Origin of the sequence: Klenkia terrae (assembly GCF_037083865.1) — a bacterium.
GTDB classification, from domain to species: Bacteria; Actinomycetota; Actinomycetes; order Mycobacteriales; family Geodermatophilaceae; genus Klenkia; species Klenkia terrae.
Genome location: NZ_JBAPLV010000012.1, coordinates 105936 through 125475, shown reverse-complemented (window position 1 = coordinate 125475; position 19540 = coordinate 105936). Strand labels below are relative to the sequence as shown.

Annotated in this window: 16 protein-coding genes; 7 read left to right on the top strand and 9 right to left on the bottom strand. The window is 75.8% G+C overall.

The window, feature by feature from the left end:
- Positions 1–27: 27 nt before the first annotated feature.
- From recC to recD, 3 genes are read left to right on the top strand one after another with little or no spacing between them, the layout of a single operon-like run.
- Positions 28–3264, top strand: coding sequence for an exodeoxyribonuclease V subunit gamma (gene recC, locus UXQ13_RS12555; RefSeq protein WP_225235655.1), 3237 nt, complete (start codon positions 28–30; stop codon positions 3262–3264).
- On the top strand, positions 3261–6554 hold the full coding sequence (locus UXQ13_RS12550; protein ID WP_336392407.1) for a UvrD-helicase domain-containing protein: 3294 nt from the start codon (positions 3261–3263) through the stop codon (positions 6552–6554). The genes recC and UXQ13_RS12550 overlap by 4 nt, the downstream gene beginning before the upstream one ends.
- On the top strand, positions 6551–8374 hold the full coding sequence (recD, locus tag UXQ13_RS12545; RefSeq protein WP_225235653.1) for an exodeoxyribonuclease V subunit alpha: 1824 nt from the start codon (positions 6551–6553) through the stop codon (positions 8372–8374). Before UXQ13_RS12550 ends, recD begins: the two co-directional genes overlap by 4 nt.
- Before the next feature lie 16 nt (positions 8375–8390).
- Here recD and UXQ13_RS12540 read toward each other — a convergent pair whose 3' ends face one another.
- Positions 8391–9281: an NAD-dependent epimerase/dehydratase family protein gene (locus UXQ13_RS12540; RefSeq protein WP_225235652.1), complete on the bottom strand. Its 891-nt coding sequence runs from the start codon at positions 9279–9281 to the stop codon at positions 8391–8393.
- A gap of 74 nt (positions 9282–9355) precedes the next feature.
- On the opposite strand from UXQ13_RS12540, the gene UXQ13_RS12535 reads away from it, so the two are divergent.
- Positions 9356–10510 carry a lycopene cyclase family protein gene (locus UXQ13_RS12535; RefSeq protein ID WP_225235651.1) on the top strand — a complete coding sequence of 385 codons (1155 nt, stop codon included), beginning with the start codon at positions 9356–9358 and terminating at the stop codon, positions 10508–10510.
- Here UXQ13_RS12535 and UXQ13_RS12530 read toward each other — a convergent pair.
- The 3 genes from UXQ13_RS12530 to UXQ13_RS12520 form a co-directional block, all read right to left on the bottom strand.
- A complete protein-coding gene (locus UXQ13_RS12530; protein WP_225235650.1) occupies positions 10492–10962 on the bottom strand; it encodes a group II truncated hemoglobin in 471 nt (156 codons plus the stop codon). The two genes, UXQ13_RS12535 and UXQ13_RS12530, sit on opposite strands and share 19 nt — an antisense overlap.
- A gap of 62 nt (positions 10963–11024) precedes the next feature.
- Complete coding sequence (locus UXQ13_RS12525) at positions 11025–11759, bottom strand: HpcH/HpaI aldolase family protein (RefSeq protein ID WP_225235649.1); 735 nt, start codon at positions 11757–11759, stop codon at positions 11025–11027.
- Positions 11760–11803: 44 nt separating this feature from the next.
- Positions 11804–12988 carry an NADP-dependent oxidoreductase gene (locus tag UXQ13_RS12520; RefSeq protein ID WP_225235648.1) on the bottom strand — a complete coding sequence of 395 codons (1185 nt, stop codon included), beginning with the start codon at positions 12986–12988 and terminating at the stop codon, positions 11804–11806.
- 89 nt (positions 12989–13077) lie between these two features.
- Here UXQ13_RS12520 and UXQ13_RS12515 point away from each other — a divergent pair, with 89 nt between their 5' ends.
- Both UXQ13_RS12515 and UXQ13_RS12510 read left to right on the top strand, forming a co-directional pair.
- Complete coding sequence (locus tag UXQ13_RS12515) at positions 13078–13935, top strand: alpha/beta fold hydrolase (RefSeq protein ID WP_225235647.1); 858 nt, start codon at positions 13078–13080, stop codon at positions 13933–13935.
- Between the two features lie 103 nt (positions 13936–14038).
- Positions 14039–14623 (top strand): TetR/AcrR family transcriptional regulator, encoded by a 585-nt coding sequence (locus UXQ13_RS12510; protein WP_225235646.1) that lies wholly within the window; start codon positions 14039–14041, stop codon positions 14621–14623.
- A 24-nt stretch (positions 14624–14647) separates the two neighbouring features.
- Here UXQ13_RS12510 and UXQ13_RS12505 read toward each other — a convergent pair whose 3' ends face one another.
- The 5 genes from UXQ13_RS12505 to UXQ13_RS12485 are packed head-to-tail and all read right to left on the bottom strand — an operon-like array spanning position 14648 to position 18686.
- On the bottom strand, positions 14648–15274 hold the full coding sequence (locus UXQ13_RS12505; RefSeq protein ID WP_225235645.1) for an isochorismatase family protein: 627 nt from the start codon (positions 15272–15274) through the stop codon (positions 14648–14650).
- Positions 15275–15316: 42 nt separating this feature from the next.
- A complete protein-coding gene (locus UXQ13_RS12500; RefSeq protein WP_336392406.1) occupies positions 15317–16099 on the bottom strand; it encodes a dienelactone hydrolase family protein in 783 nt (260 codons plus the stop codon).
- A 58-nt stretch (positions 16100–16157) separates the two neighbouring features.
- Positions 16158–16616, bottom strand: a complete 459-nt coding sequence (locus UXQ13_RS12495) for a universal stress protein (protein WP_225235643.1) — start codon at positions 16614–16616, stop codon at positions 16158–16160.
- 2 nt (positions 16617–16618) lie between these two features.
- Positions 16619–18031 carry an APC family permease gene (locus UXQ13_RS12490; RefSeq protein WP_225235642.1) on the bottom strand — a complete coding sequence of 471 codons (1413 nt, stop codon included), beginning with the start codon at positions 18029–18031 and terminating at the stop codon, positions 16619–16621.
- 46 nt (positions 18032–18077) lie between these two features.
- Positions 18078–18686, bottom strand: coding sequence for a TetR/AcrR family transcriptional regulator (locus UXQ13_RS12485; protein WP_225235641.1), 609 nt, complete (start codon positions 18684–18686; stop codon positions 18078–18080).
- Between the two features lie 54 nt (positions 18687–18740).
- On the opposite strand from UXQ13_RS12485, the gene UXQ13_RS12480 reads away from it, so the two are divergent.
- A complete protein-coding gene (locus UXQ13_RS12480) occupies positions 18741–19538 on the top strand; it encodes an SDR family NAD(P)-dependent oxidoreductase (protein WP_225235640.1) in 798 nt (265 codons plus the stop codon).
- The last annotated feature ends 2 nt before the right edge of the window (positions 19539–19540 follow it).

Here is a 19540-nt window from a genome sequence, read left to right as displayed (position 1 = left end):
GTCGGTGGCCTCCGGTAGACAGACCACGTGCTGCATCTCCACCGTGCCGAGCGGACCTCGCAGCTCGCCGCGTCCCTCGCCGGCGTGCTGTCGACGCCGCTGGACGACCCGTTCGCCGAGGAGGTCGTGGCGGTGCCGGCCAAGGGCGTGGAGCGCTGGCTGGCCCAGCGGCTGTCCACCCTCCTGGGCACCGGGGGCCGGCAGGACGGCATCTGCTCCGGCGTCCGCTTCCCGTCGGCCGCGCGGCTGGTCGACGAGGCGGTCGCCGGCGCCTCCGGCACCGACCCCCGGGAGGACGCCTGGGCGCACCCCGTCTGGCCGTTGCTGCAGGTCGTGGACGGCGCGCTCGGCGAGCCGTGGCTGGCGGTGCTGGCCCGCCACCTGGGCCACGGCACCACCGGGGACGACGCCCGGCACGGCCGCCGCTGGGCGGCCGCCGCGCACCTGGCCGACCTGTACCGCTCCTACGCCGACCACCGGCCGACGATGCTCACCGACTGGGCAGCCGGCCGGGACACCGACGGCGAGCAGCCGTTGGCCGAGGACCTGCGGTGGCAGGCCGAGCTGTACCGCCGGCTGCGCGGCGAGCTGGGCCCCGGTCCCGCCGAGCGGCTCGCCGAGGCGTGCGCGGTCCTGCGCGGCGACCCGCGGTGCGTGGACCTCCCCGCGCGGGTCAACCTGTTCGGCCCCACCCGGCTGTCCACGCGGTCCCTCGCGGTCCTCGACGCGCTGGCCGAGCACCGCGACGTGCACCTGTGGCTGCCGCACCCCAGCCCGGCCCTCTGGTCCGAGCTGTCCGGCCGCTCCGCCACCCACCGCCGCAGCGACGACACCGCCACCGTGCCCACCCACCCGCTGCTGCGCAGCCTGGCCCGCGACGTCCGGGAGCTGCAGCTGCGGCTGCCCGCGCACACCGACCAGCACCACCCCGAGCCGGCCGGCGCCCCGGGCACGATGCTGGGCCGCCTGCAGGACGACCTCCGCGCCGACCGCCCGCCGGTCGCCTCCGGCGCCGTCGACGACTCCCTCCGGGTGCACGCCTGCCACGGCCCGGCCCGCCAGGTCGAGGTGCTCCGGGAGGTGCTGCTGCGGCTGTTCCAGGACGACCCGACCCTGGAGCCCCGCGACGTGCTCGTGCTCTGCCCCGACGTCGAGACCTTCGCCCCGCTGGTGTCGGCGACCTTCGGCCTGGGGCCGGACCTGCCGCACCCCGGGAACGCCCTGCGCGTGCGGCTGGCCGACCGCAGCCTGCGGGCCACCAACCCGCTGCTGGACACCGTCGCCGTCATGCTCCAGCTCGCGCACGGCCGGGTGACCGCCAGCCAGGTCCTCGACCTGGCCGCCAGCCCCGGGGTCCGGCGGCTGTTCGCCTTCACCGACGAGGACCTCGAGCGGGTCCGCGACTGGGTGGCCCGCTCCGGCGTCCGCTGGGGCCTGGACACCGGCACCCGCGCCGGGTACGGCCTGGGCGGGGTCCCGCAGAACACCTGGCAGGCCGGGCTGGACCGGGTGCTGCTGGGCGTCACGACGTCGGAGGACCAGCCGGTCTGGCTGGACCGGGCCCTCCCCCTCGACGACGTCGACAGCAGCGACGTGGACCTGACCGGCCGCCTGGCCGAGCTGGTCGACCGCCTGGACCAGGTGCTCGACTCCCTCAGCGGCGAGCACCCCGTGGCGCACTGGCTGAGCTCCCTGCTGGAGGCGCTGGAGCTGCTCACCGCCACCGACCCGGCCGACGCCTGGCAGCTGTCGCAGGCCCGCCGGGAGCTGGCCGAGGCCTTCGAGGGCGGGCACGGCCTGCTGCGCACCGCCGACGTGCGCGCCCTCCTGGCCGGCCGGCTCGCCGGTCGCCCCACCCGGGCCAACTTCCGGACCGGGAACCTCACCGTCTGCACGTTGGTGCCGATGCGGTCGGTGCCGCACCGGGTGGTCGTGCTGCTCGGCATGGACGACGGCGTGTTCCCGCGGGCCGGCGGCATCGACGGCGACGACGTGCTGGCCCGCGACCCCCGGATCGGCGAGCGGGACGTGCGCAGCGAGGACCGCCAGCTGCTGCTGGACGCGCTCTGCTCGGCGCAGGAGCGGGTGCTGGTGTTCTGCACCGGTGCCGACCCGGTGAGCGGCGCCGCCCGCCCACCGGCGGTCCCGGTCGGCGAGCTGCTCGACGTGCTCGGCGTGATGACCGGCGGCGACCGGGAGGAGCTGGTCGTCCGGCACCCGCTCCAGCCCTTCGACCCGCGCTCGTTCACCGGGCCGGTCCCGGCCAGCTTCGACCCCGTCGGCCTGGCCGGCGCTCGCCGGGCCGTGCGCGTCCGGGAGCCCGAACCACCCCGCACGCCCCTGCCCCCGCGGACAGGTCCGGTCGCGTTGGCCGACCTGGTGTCCTTCGTCGAGCACCCGGTCCGCGCCTACCTGCGGCAGCGTCTGCAGATCACCCTGCCCGGCGAGGACGACGAGGTCGACGACGCCCTCGCCGCCTCGCTCGACGCCCTCCAGGAGTGGGCCGTCGGCGACCGGCTGCTGCGGGCCGGGCTGGCCGGTCTGCCCGCGGCCGACGCCGAGCACAGCGAGTGGCTGCGCGGCACCCTCCCCCCGGGTGCGCTGGGCACCGCGGTGCTGACCAAGGTCGGCGGTCAGGTCGCCCCCGTGGTCCGGGCTGCCGGTCCGCTGCTGCAGGTGCCTGCCCGCACCGTCGACGTCCGGCTGTCGGTGGGCGGCCGCGAGCTGGCCGGCACCGTGAACGGCGTCCGCGACGGCGCCGTGGTGTCGGTGACCTACTCGAACCTGGCCGCCAAGCACCGCGCCCGGGCCTGGGTCCACGCCCTGGCGCTGGCCGCCGTCGAGGGCACCGGGCGGGCGGTGACCGTCGGCCGACGGCGGGCGGGGGTGCGGACCTCGCAGCTGACCGCACCGGCCGACCCCGTCGCCGTGCTCGCGGACCTGCTGGACCTCTACGACCTGGGCACCTGCGAGCCGCTGCCGCTGAGCCCCAAGGTGTCCGAGGGCTACGCCGCGCGCCGGGCCGTGGGCGAGGACGTCGATGCCGCGCTCGACGGCGTCGCCCGGGACTGGGACGGCGGGCAGTTCCCCGGGGAGGCCGCCGACCGCCACCACGTGCACGTGTGGGGCGACGCCGTCCCGTTCACCACCTGGAGCGCGGCACCGCCCGGCCCCGACGAGCGATGGCCCGGCGAGACGACCCGGTTCGGCGTCCTGGCCCGCCGCTTCTGGACCCCCCTGCTCAGCGCCGAGGTGATGTCGTGAGCACCGCCCCGTCCCCGTCCGCGGGGTTCGACGTCTGCGGCGACCTGCCCGCCGGGACGACCGTGCTGGAGGCCAGTGCCGGCACCGGCAAGACCTTCACCATCGCCGCGCTGACCACCAGGTTCGTCGCCGAGGGCCACGCCGACCTGTCCGAGATCATGTTGGTCACCTTCGGCAACGCGGCCTCCCGCGAGCTGCGCGACCGGGTCCGCGAACGCATGGTCTCCGCCGAGGCCGGTCTCCGGGACCCCGCCGCCGCACGTGCGTCCGAGGACTCCGTGCTCAGGCTGCTCGCGACCGGCCCCGCCGCCGAGGTCGCCCACCGCCGGGACCGGCTGGTGCGGGCCCTGGCCGGGTTCGACGCGGCCACCATCGCCACCACGCACTCGTTCTGCTCCCAGATGCTCGCCGGGCTCGGCATCGTCGCCGACGCGGACCCCTCGGCCACGTTCACCGAGGACATCGACGACCTGGTGCAGGAGGTCGCGGGCGACCTGTACGTCCGCGGTTTCGCCCCGGCCGGCCAGGGCGCACCGCCGTTCGTCGACCACGCGAAGTTCCTCGAGCTGGGGCGCAGCGCGGTCGGCAGCGACCGGCAGGCCCGGCTGGAACCCGCCGCCGACACCGGCGTCCCCGGCCGGCGACGGGCCGCCGCGCAGGCCGTGCGCGACGAGGTGGAGCGGCGCAAACGGCGGCTGGGCCTGGTCGACTACGACGACTGGCTGACCCTGCTGCGCGACGCCCTCGCCGATCCCGACCACGGGCCGGTCGCCTGCCGACGGGTGCGCGACCGCTACCGCGTGGTCATGGTCGACGAGTTCCAGGACACCGACCCCGTGCAGTGGGAGGTGCTCTCCCGCGCCTTCCACGGGCACACCACGCTGGTCCTCATCGGTGACCCGAAGCAGGCGGTCTACGGCTTCCGCGGCGGGGACGTGACCACCTACCTCACCGCGGCCGGGGTAGCGGACCGCCAGGAGACCCTCGACGTGAACTGGCGCAGCGACCAGCGCCTGGTGAGCGCCCTGGACCGGGTGCTGGGCGGGGTGGCGCTGGGCGACCCGCGGATCGTCGTCCGGCCGGTCGGCTCGGCGCACCCGGACGACCGGCTCACCGACGCCGGTGCCCCCCTGCGGCTGCGCCGCCTGCTGCGCCGGGGCCACGGGCCCACCTTCACGGGCGGGCTGCCCAAGCTCGACCGGCTGCGGACCGCGGTCGCCGCCGACGTCGCCGCCGACGTGGTCGGCATGCTCTCCGGCCCGGCCCGGCTGGAGGGGCGGCCGGTGGCGCCCGGTGACGTGGCGGTGCTCGTGCGCACCAACAAGCAGGGCCACCTGGTGCGGGAGGCCCTCGGGGCCGTCGGGGTGCCCGCGGTGATGGCCGGCGGCGGCAGCGTCTTCGGCACGGCCGCGGCCCGGGCCTGGCTGGTGCTGCTGGAGGCCCTCGAGCAGCCGCACCGCGCCGGCCGGGTGCGGGCCGCCGCGCTGACGGTGTTCCTGCCCGTCGACGAGGCCACCCTCGACGCCCGCGGCGACGCGCTCACCGACGAGCTCGGCCCCCGGCTGCGCCGCTGGGCCGACCTGCTCGCCGACCGGGGTGTGGCCGCGTTCGCCGAGGTGCTCACCGCCGAGCAGGGCCTGCCCGCCCGGGTGCTGGCCCGCCCGGACGGCGAGCGCGTGCTGACCGACCTCCGGCACGTCGGCCAGGTGCTGCACGCTGCAGCGCTGCGGGAGTCCCTCGGCCTGACCGCGCTGGTGGAGTGGCTGCGCCGGCGGATCGCCCGGGCCGACGTCGAGGGCACCGAGGAGCGCAGCCGCCGGCTGGAGTCCGACGCCGCCGCGGTGCAGGTGATGACCGTGCACGTCAGCAAGGGTCTGGAGTTCCCGGTCGTCTACGTCCCGTTCGGCTGGGACCGCTGGGTGCCCCGCTCGCCCGACGTGCTGCGGCTGCACGACGCCGCCGGCGCCCGGGTGCTGCACGTCGGCGGCCCGGCGTCGGCCGACCACGCGTCCGCGCGGGCACAGCACGACGACGAGGAGTTCGGCGAGGACCTCCGGCTGCTCTACGTCGCGCTCACCCGGGCGGCTTGCCAGGTCGTCGCGCACTGGGCACCCAGCGCGAACACCGGGTCCGCCCCGCTGCACCGCCTGCTGCTGGGGGGCGCGCCCGCCGGCGTCCAGCCCGCCACCACCGTCCCGGTGCCCCCCGACGACGTCGTCGCCTCGCGGCTGGACGCCCTCGCCCGGGAGTCCGCCGGTCTGGTGAGCGTCGCCGAGGTGGGCCGTGCGAGCTCGGAGGTCTGGTCGTCGGGCCCTGACCACACCGCCGAGCTGTCGGTCAGCACCTTCACCCGCACGCTGGACGAGGAGTGGCGGCGCACCTCCTACAGCTCGCTGACCCGGGACGCGCACGACGCCGCCCACGAGTCGCAGCTGGCCAGCGAGCCCGAGGTCACCGGCACCGACGACGAGCGCGACGACACCGCAGCGCTCCCGGTGGTCACCGTCCCCGACGGCCTGCCCTCCCCGCTGGGCGCGCTGCCCGGCGGGGCCGCCTTCGGCACGCTGGTGCACGCGGTGCTCGAGCAGCCCGACCACGTCGACCTCGAGCAGCGCTGCGCCGAGGCGGTGGCCCGGTTCCTGGTCCCGGGCGTCGCCGCCGGCCCGCTGGCCGAGGCGCTGCGCCCGGTGCTGGACACCCCGCTGGACGACGCCGGCACCGCCCTGGCCACCGTGCCCGCCGCCGACCGGCTGGCCGAGCTGGACTTCGAGCTGCCGCTGGCCGGCGGCGACCACGCCGTCCCGCACGCCACGCTGGCCGACGTGGTCGAGCTGCTGCGCCGGTACGACCTCGGCCCGGTCCAGGGCTACGCGGAGCTGCTGGCCACCCTGGAGCCGCAGTCGCTGCGCGGGTTCCTGACCGGCAGCATCGACGCCGTGCTCCGGCTGACCGGCCCGGACGGGCCGACGTACACGGTGGTGGACTACAAGACCAACCGGCTCGGCCCCGAACCGCTGACCACCGGGCACTACCGGGAGTCGGCGATGGCCGCGGAGATGCAGTCGACGCACTACGTCCTGCAGGCGTTGCTGTACTCCGCGGCGCTGCACCGCTTCCTGCGCTGGCGGCAGCGGGACTACGACCCCGCCCGCCACCTGGGCCCGGTGCTGTACCTCTTCGTCCGGGGCATGGCCGGGCCGCAGGCCGAGCCGGGCGCCGGCGTGTTCACCTGGCAGCCGCCGACCGCCCTCGTGACCGACCTGTCCGATCTGCTGGCAGGCCGGCCGTGATCCCGGTCCGCGCCACCGGCCTGCTGCACACGTTCGCCGAGGCGGGCGTGCTCGCCGCCGCCGACGTCCACGTCGCCCTGCGCCTGGCCCGCCTCGGCGGCGAGGCCGACGAGACCGTGCTGCTGGCCGCCGCGCTCGCCGTCCGCGGCGTGCGCACCGGATCGGTCTGCGTCGAGCTGGCCACGGTCGCCGACACCGTCGCGCCCGCCGACGACCTCGACGGCGCTCTCGACGGCGATCCCGCCGACGGCGAGCTGGACGGGGTCGGCACGGCCGTCGAGGTGACCGAGCTGCCGTGGCCCGCCGACTGGTCGGCCGTCGGGCGGAGCCCCGTCGTCGCCGTCGGCGTCGACGCGGCCTGGCGCCCGCTGCGGTGGGTCGACGGGCTGCTCTACCTGGACCGGTACTGGCAGCAGGAGCAGCTGGTCCGCCACGAGCTCGACGCGCGGGCAGCCCAGCCACCACCGGCCGTGGACCTGGCGCCGCTGGGCACGCTGTTCGCCGAGCCGGGCTCGGACCGGCAGCGGCTGGCCGCCGCGGTCGCCGCCGGCCGGTGGGTCAGCGTGATCACCGGCGGCCCGGGCACCGGCAAGACCCACACGGTGGCGCGGCTGCTCAAGCTGCTGGTGGACCAGCCCGGCCCTCCCCCGCGGATCGCCCTGGCCGCACCGACGGGCAAGGCCGCGGCCAGGCTGCAGGAGTCCGTCCGGGCCCAGGCCGCCGCCATCGGGCTCCCGGTCGACCTGACGGCCTCCACCCTGCACCGGCTGCTGGGCTGGCGACCGGACAGCCGCAGCCGGTTCCGGCACGACGCCGCCGACCGGCTCCCCTTCGACGTGGTCGTGGTCGACGAGTCCTCGATGGTGCCGCTGACGCTCATGGCCCGGTTGCTGGAGGCGGTACGGCCCAGCGCCCGCCTGGTTCTGGTCGGGGACCCCGACCAGCTCACCCCGGTGGAGGCCGGTGCCGTGCTCAGCGACCTGGTGCACCGCCCGCCGGCCGCCGTGCCGCCGGTGCCCGGGCTCCTGGACTCCAACGTCGACGACCTGGACGACGACGAGCGGCGCCAGCTGGCCAACGGCGTCGTCCGGCTGCGGGACTCGCACCGCTTCGGGGCGGGCATCGGTGCCCTGGCCGAGGCCATCCGCACCGGGGACGCCGACGAGACGGTCCGCCTGCTGGCCGCCGGCGGTGCCCTGGGTCGCGGTGAGGACACCGACGAGCTGGAGGCCGTGGTCCGCAGCAGCGGGGCCGAGATGTTCGCCGCGGCCGCTGACGGGGACCGGGTCACCGCGCTCGGCCTGCTCGGCGGGCACCGCCTGCTGTGCGCGCACCGCCAGGGCCCGTTCGGGGTCGCGGCGTGGAACGAGCAGCTCAGCCGCTGGACCCGGCCGGCCGGTGGCCCGGCATCCGGCGGCTGGTACCCCGGGCAGCCGCTGCTGATCACCGCCAACGACTACGACAACCAGCTCTTCAACGGCGACACCGGCGTCGTGGTGGTCGGCGAGGACGGGCTCGCCGCGGCGTTCGCGCGCGGCCCCTCCACCGAGGCGATCCCGCTGTCCCGGCTCTCGTCGGTCACGACCGCCCACGCGCTGACCGTGCACCGCAGCCAGGGCAGCCAGTACGAGGCGGTGACGGTGCTGCTGCCGCCGCCGTCCTCGCCGCTGCTGACCCGCGAGCTGCTCTACACAGCCGTGACGCGGGCCGTCCACCGCGTGCGCGTGGTGGGGAGCGAGGAGTCGGTGCGGGCAGCGGTCGGGCGGCAGGTCGTCCGGGCCAGCGGCCTGCGCCGACCGGTGGGCGCAGGCCCCGGGTGAGCGAGACCCGCCCGGGTCACCGTTGCGCGGTGAGGCCCTCCCGCAGCTCGGCCAGGGCCGCGTCGAGGCCGACCTGCGGCGTCCATCCCCAGCGTCGGGCCCGGTCGGTGCGCAGCTGCCCGGTCCACACCGGCTCGTCGGTCCACTCCGGCTCGATGCCGGTCGCCTGGCCCACCGCCCCGAGGTACTCGCCCCAGGTGGCCGGCTCACCGGCGACCAGCACCGGGGTGGTGCCGCCGGCGACGGGGCCCTGCTCGGGGTCCTCGCTGGTCGCGACCGCGCCCACGGCGAGATCGGCGAGGAACGCCGCCAGGTCGTCCACGTGCACCCAGGCCCAGCTCTTCGCCGGGTTCACGCTGCGGTCGCCGTCGCGGAAGCTCTGCGGGCGCAGCGTGTTCCAGGTCGACGTCTCGCCGGCCCCCGCGATCGCCGGCGGGCGGACCAGCACCGTCGTCAGGCCACCCACCTGCGCCAGCGCGGTGTCGGCGGCGTTCTTCGTGTCGGGGTAGTCGCCGCTGCCGTCGGGCAGCAGCGCGGCGTCCTCCGCCAGGTCGCCCAGGCCCGCGGAGCGGTCGTAGACCCCCGCGGTCGAGACGTGCACGAGCCGGGCGACGCTGGCGGCGGCCGCCGCCCGGGCCAGGGCCGCGGTGCCCTCGACGCCCACCTCGTGCTGCACCTCCCGGGAGGAGCCCATGGGGTGGACGGTGGTCACGACGGCGTCGGCACCCTCGAGCACGTCCGCGGCGTCCCCGACGTGCTCGGTGACGCCGTCGAGCGACGGCGCCGTGCCGGGACGGCGGACGACGGCGCGCACCGAGGCCGACCGCGCCGCGAGCGCCCGGCACACCGCCGCGCCGACGAGGCCGTTCGCACCGGTGACCACCACGACGGGAGAGGGAGAACTCATGCCCACCACCCTGCGCCGTGCCCGGCCGGTCCGCAGAAGAGGCCGACCGCGCGGCGGCCTGGTTGGCTCACGGCATGACGTCGTCCGCGCGCTGGGACGTCGTCGTCGCGGGGGCCGGGCCGGCCGGGCTCGCCGTCGCGGCCGCCTGCGCGGGCCGGGGACTGTCGGTGGTCGTGGTCGCCCCGGCGCTGCGGCCGTGGACGCAGACCTACGGGCTGTGGGCCGACGAGCTGGCCGAGGCGGAGACCGCGCTCCTCGGCGGCACCCCGGCCGGCACGCGCTACCCGACCACCCTGGTCCGCACCGGCGCCGGCGACCACGACGTCGGCCGGGCCTATGCGCGGCTGGACAACGCCCGGGTGCACGCGACGCTGCTGGACCGGGTGGGCGAGGTCCGCACCGGGACCGTCGAGGAGGTCCGGGCGGGGCGCACCGCCGTCCTCGCCGACGGCACCGAGCTGACCGGCGGGGTCGTCGTGGACGCCCGCGGGAGCGGACCGGGCACCGCCCAGCAGCGCGCCTGGGGGGTGCAGGTCGAGGGACCGGTGCCCGACGTCGTCCCCGGCGACGGCGCGCTGCTCATGGACTGGGCGGCGCTGCGCGACCCGGCCCGCCGACAGGCGCCGGCGTTCCTCTACGGCATGGGCCTGGACGACGGCACCGTGCTGCTGGAAGCCACCTCCCTGGCCGCCCGCCCGCCGGTGCCGCTCCCCCAGCTGCGTGACCGGCTGCACGCCTACCTGGCGCAGCGCGGTCTGCGGACCGTCGGCGACCCCGAGAAGGTGGCCATCGTGCTGGACGCCCCGGCCACCCGCTCCGGCGCGGCACCGGTCGGCGCCGCGGCCGGGCTGGTCCACCCGGCCACCGGCTACAGCGTCGCGACGTCGCTGCGGCTGGGCCCGGTGGTCGCCGACGCCGTCGTCCGCGGTGCGGGTCCGGCCGAGGTGCAGGCCCTGGTGCGCTCCCGTCGCCGCCGGGCCACCCTCGCGCTGCTCGGCCTGGGCCGCGAGGTGCTGCTCGGCCTCGACGAGGCGCAGACCGACGCCTTCTTCGCCGCGTTCTTCACCCTGCCGCAGCGGGCCTGGGCGGCCTACCTGGACGTCGGCAGCTCCCCCACCGCCGTGGCGGCCGCGATGCTCCGGGTCGCCGCCGCGCTGCCGCCGTCGGGCAGGCGCACGCTGCTGGCCGGGGTGGCCCGCTCGCTCCGCCGTCAGACGCCGGGCCGGTAGGGCGGCGCGACGCCCCAGCCCCAGCGGGGCACCGGGGCGTGCTCGACCACGGCGGCGTCCACGGCCGAGTTCTGCACCGCCAGCCGGGTGCCCCACTCGGCGTAGCCCATCAGCGCGGCCCGCAGCTCCGGGTCGTCGGGCAGCTCGGCGTCGGCGGCGCGGGAGAGCAGCGTGACGAACCGCAGCCGCTGCTCCGGGGAGATCTGCAGGCCGCGGTGGTGGGCGAGCATCCGCTCGTACCCGCCCAGGGCGGCGGTGTAGTCGCCCGGTCCGCCCATCACCTCGCACCACCAGGTGGTGACGTCGCGGCGGTGCTGCGCGGAGACCCGCCCGCCGAAGACCGGCGCCAGCAGGTCGTCGTCCTCGACCAGGTCGTAGAAGCGACCGAGCCAGCGCTCGAGGGCGGGACGGCCGCCCGCCCAGTCGTGGATCGTCGGCGGGTCCGTCGCCATGTGCGCACCTCCGGTCGGCGGGGCCGATCGTGGCCCTGCCGACCCCGCCGGTGCAACGGGGTTCAGCGCAGCGCCTGGGCCGCCCCGGTCGCGGTGACCCACAGGTCCGTCGCCACGGCGAGGCAGTCGATGCCGCGGGCGGCGAACCGGGCCGCGGTCGCCGGGTCCCCGCCGTACGCGCCGACGGGGACGCCGGCCGCCCGGCCGGCGGCGGTGATCCGGTCCAGCGCGGAGTCCGCCGTCCGGTCGTCCAGCAGGCCGTCGACCGTGCTGCCCAGGGTCAGCGCGAGGTCGTTGGGGCCGATGAACAGCAGCCCCACGCCCTCGACCGCGGCGATCTCCTCGACCCGGTCCAGGGCGGCGGCGGACTCGATCATCACCGCGCACACGACCTGGTCGTTCGTCGTCCCGAGGTCGGTGGCCGGCTCGCCCCAGGTCGGGGTCAACTGGCCCGCGCTGCGCCGGCCCAGCGGCGGGTAGCTCGCCGCCTCGACGGCCGCGCGGGCCTGCTCGGGGGAGTCGACCTGCGGCACGACGACGGCCGCCGCCCCGGCGTCCAGCGCCAGGCCGATCCCGGTGAACTCCGCCGAGGGCACCCGGACGACGAGGTCGGCCGGCGTCCCGTGCCACAGCCGAGCCACCTCGAGCAGCTCGGCGCGGCCGTAGGTGCCGTGCTGCATGTCCAAGCAGACCCAGTCGAAGCCGGCCTGGCCCAGCCGGCGGACGGTGCCGGGTGAGGCGTCGGAGCACCACACCCCGCGGCCGCCGGGTCCGAAGCCTGCCGGGGTGCTCGTCATGGTCGAACGCTAACGGTCGGAGGTGGGGTCCGGGGTGGCCTGGTTCACTCGCGGTCATGGACGACACCGTGCCCGGACCGCTGCTGGACCCCACCGAGCCCGTCCCCGACGACCCGGGCGAGCTGCTGCCCGACGCCCCGGAGCCGCTGCCCCCGGCGCCGGTCGAGCCGAGCCCCGAGGGCCCGGGCGGGGACCCCGACGGGGTCCCCGAACCCGCCTGACCCGGCGCGTGAGCGCACGCTGACGACCACCTTGCCCTTGGCCCGGCCGGTGGCCAGGTGCGCGTAGGCCTGGTCGGTCTCGGCGAACGGGTAGACCCGGTCGACCACCGGCCGCAGGACGCCGTCGTCCACGAGCGCGGCGATCTGCTCGAGCTGCGCGCCCGAGGAGTGCATGAAGAGAAACGAGTAGCGCACCCCGGCCTTCCTCGCGCGCCGGTTGGTGCGCAGCGAGAGCACGCCCATCACCGTCTGCAGGACCGGGCTGAGGCCGAGGGACTTGGCGAACGCCCGGTCGGGCGGGCCCTTGACGCCGACGACCTGCCCGCCGCGGCGCAGCACGCCGAACGACTTGTCCAGCACCTCCCCGCCCAGGCCGTCCAGGACCAGGTCCTGGTCGTGCACCAGCTCGGCGAAGTCCTGCGTGCGGTGGTCGACGACCTGGTCGGCGCCCAGCGCGCGGACCCACTCGACGTTCGACGTCCCGGTCGTGGTGGCGACGGTCGCGCCCAGGTGCTTGGCGATCTGGACGGCGACGCTGCCCAGCCCCCCGGAACCGGCGTGCACCAGCACCCGCTGGCCCGGCCGGACGTGCGCGCGCTCGACCAGCACCTGCCAGGCGGTGAGCGAGACCAGCGGCAGCGAGGCGGCCTCGACCATCGACAGGCCGGCCGGCGTGCGCGCCAGGTCGGACTCGGCGACGGCGACCCGCTCGGTCATCGTGCCGCCGGGCCGGGCGACGTCCAGGCAGCCGAACACCTCGTCGCCCACGGCGAACCGGGTGACGGCGGGGCCGACGGCGGTCACCACACCGGCCAGGTCCTGGCCGTAGGTCAGCGGCACGGGGGCCGGGAGGAAGGCCTTGAACTCGCCCCGGCCGACCATGAGGTCGGCGACGTTCAGGGCCGCGGCGTGCACCTCGACCAGCACGTCGTGCGGTTCGAGGACGGGCTCGGGGACGTCGGCCAGGTGCAGCGGGCCCCTGTACGCATCGATCTGCCAAGCCTTCACGGGAGTCCTCTCGGTGGCGGCGCCTTGCTCGTTCGCTGAGCGTACTCAACAATGAGTTCACTCAGTAACCGCAATCCTGGAGTGCCCGCATGAGCTCGACCCCGGACGTCGTCACCAGCTACGCCCTCGCCCCGCAGCGCACCGTCACCGCGGACGGCGTGACGTTCGCGTACCGCGAGCTGGGCCCGCGCGGCGGCGTCCCGGTCGTGTTCTTCGTGCACCTGGCCGCCACGCTGGACAACTGGGACCCGCGGATCGTCAATCCCGTCGCCGCCGGCCGGCACGTGATCACCTTCGACAACCGCGGCGTCGGCGGGTCCACCGGCAAGGTGCCCGGCACGGTCGAGGAGATGGCCGCCGACGCGCACACCTTCCTCCGCGCCCTGGGCCACGAGCAGGTCGACGTGTTCGCCTTCTCCCTGGGCGGCATGGTCGCCCAGGACCTCGTCGTCGCCCACCCCGAGCTGGTCCGCCGCCTGGTGCTGACCGGCACCGGCCCACGCGGGGGGAAGGACATGGACAAGGTCGCCCGGACGACGTTCTACGACATCGCCCGGGCCACGCTGACCCGCTCGGACCCCAAGGAGTTCCTCTTCTTCGAGCGCGACGCCGCCGGCAAGGCCGCCGCCAAGGCGTTCGTGCGCCGACTGCAGGAGCGCACCGTCGGCCGGGACGCCAACATCAAGCCACTGGCGTTCCTGACCCAGCTGCAGGCCATCAAGCGCTACGGCCGTTCGGCGCCCTCGAACCTCGCCGCATTCACGCAGCCGACGCTGATCGCCAACGGCGACCACGACCGGATGGTGCCCTCGGTGCTGTCGCAGGACCTGCACCGGCGCATCCCGGGCAGCGAGCTGGTCGTCTACCCCGGCTCCGGCCACGGCGGGATCTTCCAGTTCCACGAGCAGTTCGCGCCCGTCGCCGTCGAGTTCCTGGGCCGGGGCTGAGCCGCACCGGGGGGTGTGCAGACGCGGCACCCCGGGGGGCCACCATGGCCACGGGCGCCGGACCGCACGCGGCGTCCCGAGCAGAGAGGTGCGCGACCCGCCGATGACGACGCCGACAGGCCGCCGCGAGCGCAACAAGCAGGACAAGCTGGCCCGGATCACCGCCGCGGCCCGCGAGCTGTTCGAGGAGCACGGCGCCGACGAGGTCACCACGCAGCAGATCGCCGACCGCGCCGACGTCGCGATCGGCACGCTGTTCTTCCACGCGCGGACCAAGGCCGAGCTGCTGCTGCTGGTGCAGAACTCCCGCTACGTCGAGGCGCTGGAGCGCGGCCGGGCCGCCGCCGAGGCGGCCGCCACCCCGTTGGACGCCGTCATGGCGTTGGTCGGCGAGACGGTCGCCTGCAACCGGAAGCAGGTCGACAACGGCCGCACCTACCTGCGCGAGCTGGTGTTCGGCGACCCGGCGGAGCCACACCACCGGGCCGCGCTGGAGCTTGCCGGGCAGGCCGAGGTCGCGGTGGCCGAGGTGCTCACCCGGGCCGGCGAGGACCCGGACTCCGCTGCGGTCCGGGCCTCGGTCGTCACCGCTGTCCTGTTCCTCGGCATGGCGACGGCCGGCCCGGAGGACAGCACCGCCGACGTCCTCACCGGGATCCGGACCCGGCTGCAGCTGCTGGTCGGCTGACCGCCGCGGCCGGGCCCGACCCGGTCAGCGGGCCGCGCCCTGGGTGGCCGAGACCACCAGGTTCGACCCGGCCAGCGGGGCACCGGACCCCACGGCCTGCACCCAGCCGTCGGTGTCGGTGACCGCGGCCCAGTTCGAGTGCAGCAGCGCCATCAGCGTGGTGTGCAGCGTCCGCGCGTCGACCGAGCCGGCCTCGTTGCTCAGCGCGATCGCGCCGGTGGCGTCGGAGAGCACCTCGACGGCCAGCCCGTGCGTCTCGGCCTCGGCGGCCGAGACGAGCACGCAGTTGTTGGTCATGAAGCCGACCAGCGCGATCGTGTCGACGTCGCGCTCCCGCAGCCAGTCGCGCAGCCCGGTGCCGGCGAAGACGGTGCCGAACTGCTTCTCGGAGCGGAACGCCCCGGCCGGCACCCGCTGCTCGACCTCGGGGTGCAGCTGCCACTCCGGGGTGGTCGGGTCGAACACCGGGGCGCCCTCCCCCGAGGTGTGCTGCAGGACGGCGACCGGGACCCCGGCCGCCGTCGCGGCGTCGATCGCCGCGGCGATGCGCGGCAGCGACTCGGCGTGCGGCGGGTGCTGCACCTCCAGCGGGCCGCCGAAGTACTGCTGCTGGACGTCGATGACGACGAGGGCGCGACGGGGTGCGGGCACGGGGTACCTCCTGGGATCGGGTGGGCTCGGGTGGGCGGTGGGTCAGCCCAGGCGCTCGCGGAGGAAGTCCTGCAGGGCCACCCAGGAGCGCCGGTCGGCGGTCTCCTGGTAGGCCACGCCGTGCTCGGGAGCATCCGCGCCGGGGACGGCGAAGGCGTGCAGCGCGTCGCTGTAGCTGACCACCTGCCAGTCCGGGGCACCGGCGCCGCGCACCTCGTCCTGGAACTCCGCGACCGCGGAGACCGGCACCATCGGGTCGTCGGCCCCGGTGAGCACCAGCACGGACGCGGTCACGCTCCCCGCCTCGGCGGGCGCGCCGGTGCCCAGGCCGCCGTGGAAGGACACCACCCCGCGGACGTCGGCACCGGCCCGGGCGGCCTCCAATGCACCGCTGCCGCCGAAGCAGTAGCCCATGACGGCGATCCGCGCGGTGTCCACCCGCGGGTCGGCGCGCAGGGCGTCCAGGTTGGCCAGCACCCGGGCGCGGAAGAGCTCGACGTCGCCGTAGTACCGGCCGGCCAGGGCGGCCGACTCCTCGGGCGACGCGGGCTGCTCGTCGACGCCGAAGACGTCCCCGGCCAGCGCGACGTAGCCCAGCCGGGCCAGCATCTGCGCCCGCACCCGGACGTGGTCGGTCATCCCGGCCCAGTCGTGCAGCACCAGGACCGCCGGGCGCGGCCCCGCGGCGTCGGCCGGCGCGGCGAGGTAGCCCTCGAGCTCGGCGTCACCGCAGGAGTACCGGAGGGCGTCGGTCGCGACCGGGACAGCCGGGACCGAGTCCAGGATCCGCTCGAGCTCCGGCGTCAGGGTGGGTGCAGAGGTCATGCCCGGAAAGTACGCGCGAACCCGTCCTGCCCGTCCTCCTCGCCGGGCACACCGGCCGTCACCGTCCTCCGGACCCCGCCGTGGGCCGGCACACCAGCACCGGGCACGGCGCCGAGTGCTGGACGCGTGCGGCCGTCGTCCCCAGCAGGATCGTGGCGGTGAGGCCCCGGCTGCCCGAGGCCAGCGAGATCAGGCCGGCGTCGGTGTCCACGGCCGCGCGGATGATCTCGGCTGCCGGGGAGCCGCTGCGCACCTGCGTGTGGATCGTCGGGCCCCAGCCGTCGAAGACCGCGGCGACGTGGTCGACGGCCGCCGCGGCGTCGTCCTGGAAGCTGAAGTCGGTGGGTTCGGCGTTGCGCCGCTCGGTGAGCTCGTTGGCGAACGGCACGGCCGCGTAGGGGCTGACGACGGCCACCACGGTGACGTGGGTGATCTCCCTGGAGTCGGCTATCCACTGGAACTGCCGGGCCGCGGCCAGGGACGCCTGCGACCCGTCGGTGGCGACGATGACGTGCACGGTCAGTGCTCCTTCGGGGTGGACGGGGTGGTCGAGGACCGCTTCCTCGACGCGCGCTGGGCCAGGAGGAGGACCACGCCGAGCGCGAGCAGCCCGGCCACCCACAGCAGGGCACCCGGGTCGTCGTAGAGCGTGTAGACGAGCACGAGGAGGTTGCCGACGACGCCCAGCACGAGCAGGGGCGTGCTCGCCCGGTAGGTGTCCGCGGTCTCGTCGCTGCCACGCAGCTTGAGGCACGCGACGATGACCAGCGCGTAGATGAAGAGCAGGAAGACCACGGTGATCGTGGCCAACCGGTCGACGACGTCGAGGTCGGAGCCGCTGAGCTGCAGCACGGCGCCGATGACCAGCAGCGCGCCGACCACCGCGGCGCCGAACAGCAGCGCGACGTAGGGGCTGCGGCGGGTGGGGTGCACCTTCTCGAACACCGCCGGGACGACGTCCTCCCGGGCCATCCCGTACAGGATCCGGGACTGGGCCACGACGGTGACCAGTGCGGTGTTGCTGATCGCGACCATGGCGATCAGCCCGAACACCACCAGCATGACGCTCGCCGGGATCGGCAGCAGGTCCGCCCGGATCACCTCCAGCAGCGTGTTGCCGGCCAGCACGTCGACCGGCACCGCGAGGGCCGCGGCGATCGACACCAGGACGTAGACACCACCGGCGGTCACCATGCCGCCGATGAGCGCCCGCGGGAAGGACCGGGACGGGTCGATGGTCTCCTCGGCGACGTTGGCGGCGTTCTCGAACCCGGTCATGGCGAAGAAGGCGAGCGAGACCCCGGCGACCACCGCGATGGCCTTGCTGCCCTCGCCGCTGAACTCCACGAGCACCGCGGGGTCCCCGATGCCCTGGAACACCGCGATCACCCCGATGACCACGATGATCAGCAGCCCGCTGAGCTCGATGAACGTCATGACCACGTTGGCCACCACCGACTCGGTGATGCCGATCAGGTTCACCAGCGTGATCACGGCGACGAAGGCCAGCGCGATGAGCAGCGCCGGCACGACGGTGTCCTCGCTCATCCCGACCACCCCGGCGAAGTACCGGACGAAGCCCGCGGCCAGCGAGCCCACCGCGGCCATGTTGGCCGAGAGCATGCAGATCGTGATGAAGAAGGTCAGGACGGGCTTGCCGAAGGCCTTGTTCACGTAGAGCGATGCGCCCGCGGCCTGCGGGTACTTGGTGACCAGCTCGGCGTAGGCGAGGCCGGTCACGGTGGCCACCGTGACGCCGGCCAGGAACGCCATCCAGAACGCCCCGCCGACAGCCGCCGCGACCAGACCGATGAGCACGTAGATGCCCGAGCCGAGGACGTCGCCGACCACGTAGAAGTACAGCTGCTTGGCGGTGATCGAGCGCTTGAGCTCGCTGCGACCCGGGCTCTCCGCGACGTCGGGTGTGGTCATGGGGCGAAGCTAGGCGCGCACAGGTACCGCACAGGTGTCGGTCAGGTCACGATCCGGATCGGGCCGGTGCGTCCAGCGCGTGCAGCGCCTGGTCCAGCGCGGCCTCCAGCGGCCAGGGGTCGTGCAGCGGCTGGCTGAGCACCAGCCCACCCTGGATGGCCGACAGGATCGAGGCCGCGATCCGCCGGGGGTCGGCGTCGGCAGGGACCGAGCCGCCCTCCTGCATCCGCCGCACCCCCGCGGCCAGCAGGTCCGCCCAGGCGCCGAACGCGCCGGCCACGGTGGCCGCCAGCTCGGGGTCCCGCGCCGCGGCCTCGGTGGCCAGCGAGCCGATCGGGCAGGCCCACCGGCCCTGGCCGATGTAGTAGTCGACCAGCGCCGACCGCCAGGCCTCCCAGGAGGCGCGGGTGGACAGGTCGTGCACGTGCGGCTCCTGGGCGGCCAGCAGCTCGGCGCCCTCCCACTCGGCGACCGCCCGCACCAGCTCGGACTTGCCGCCGGGGAAGTAGTGGAACAGCTGGGACTTGCTGGTCAGCGTGGCGGCGCGGACGTCGTCCAGGCTGGTGCCGCCGATGCCCGCGGCCAGGATCTGCCGGCCGGTCTCCTCGACGATGCGCTGCCGGGTGCGCCGGCCCCGCTCGGTCAACTCCGCCATGCGCCCACCGTACCCCGCTGGACCGTTCGGTCCACTCCCTGCTACAACTGGACCATGCGGTCCAATCATGACGTCCTGTCCACCCTCCCCCGCGACGACCGGCTGGCCGGGCGCACCGCCTGGGTCACCGGCTCCACCAGCGGCATCGGCGAGGCCGTCGCCCACGTCCTCGCCGCCTCCGGCGCCACCGTGCTGGTCAGCGGGCGCGACGCCGCCCGCGCCGACGCCGTCACCGCCGCGATCGCCGCCGCCGGCGGCACCGCCCACACCCTCGTGGCCGACCTGGCCGCCCCGCCCGCGCAGCTGCGGGCCACCGCGGCCCGGGCGGTCGAGCTGGCCGGTGGCCGGCTCGACGTGCTGGTGAACAACGCCGGGGTCTACCCGGTCTCGGCCACCGAGGACCTCGCCGACGACGACCTCGAGTCGATGCTGGCGGTCAACGTCCGTGCCCCGCACGTGCTGGTCGGCGCGCTCGCCCCGGCCATGGCCGACCGCGGGGACGGCGTCGTGGTCGACATCGGCTCCTGGATGGCCCGGGTCGGCAGCCCGTTCGGCGCGATGTACACCGCCACCAAGGCGGCGCTGGAGCAGCTGACCCGGTCGTGGGCGGCCGAGTACGGCCCGCGCGGGGTCCGGGTGAACACCGTCGCCCCCGGCGTCACGGCCACCCCCGGCAACGCCGAGGCCGCCGCCGTGCTCGACCAGATGACCGCGTCCACCGTCGCCGGCCGCCCCGTGCGCCCGGTCGACGTCGCGCTCGCCGTCCGGTGGCTGGTCTCCGACGAGGCCGCGTTCGTGCACGGCACCACCGTGGACGTCGACGGCGGCATCTCCACCACCCGGCTGGGCTGACC

What these genes read in the sequence shown, in the direction of transcription:
- UXQ13_RS12510 (WP_225235646.1), top strand. Translation starts at nt 14,039, where the DNA reads ATGACGACGCCGACAGGCCGCCGCGAGCGCAACAAGCAGGACAAGCTG.
- UXQ13_RS12515 (WP_225235647.1), top strand. Translation starts at nt 13,078, where the DNA reads ATGAGCTCGACCCCGGACGTCGTCACCAGCTACGCCCTCGCCCCGCAG.
- UXQ13_RS12535 (WP_225235651.1), top strand. Translation starts at nt 9,356, where the DNA reads ATGACGTCGTCCGCGCGCTGGGACGTCGTCGTCGCGGGGGCCGGGCCG.
- UXQ13_RS12530 (WP_225235650.1), bottom strand. Translation starts at nt 10,962, where the DNA reads ATGGCGACGGACCCGCCGACGATCCACGACTGGGCGGGCGGCCGTCCC.
- UXQ13_RS12480 (WP_225235640.1), top strand. Translation starts at nt 18,741, where the DNA reads ATGCGGTCCAATCATGACGTCCTGTCCACCCTCCCCCGCGACGACCGG.
- UXQ13_RS12485 (WP_225235641.1), bottom strand. Translation starts at nt 18,686, where the DNA reads ATGGCGGAGTTGACCGAGCGGGGCCGGCGCACCCGGCAGCGCATCGTC.
- UXQ13_RS12540 (WP_225235652.1), bottom strand. Translation starts at nt 9,281, where the DNA reads ATGAGTTCTCCCTCTCCCGTCGTGGTGGTCACCGGTGCGAACGGCCTC.
- UXQ13_RS12500 (WP_336392406.1), bottom strand. Translation starts at nt 16,099, where the DNA reads ATGACCTCTGCACCCACCCTGACGCCGGAGCTCGAGCGGATCCTGGAC.
- UXQ13_RS12490 (WP_225235642.1), bottom strand. Translation starts at nt 18,031, where the DNA reads ATGACCACACCCGACGTCGCGGAGAGCCCGGGTCGCAGCGAGCTCAAG.
- UXQ13_RS12525 (WP_225235649.1), bottom strand. Translation starts at nt 11,759, where the DNA reads ATGACGAGCACCCCGGCAGGCTTCGGACCCGGCGGCCGCGGGGTGTGG.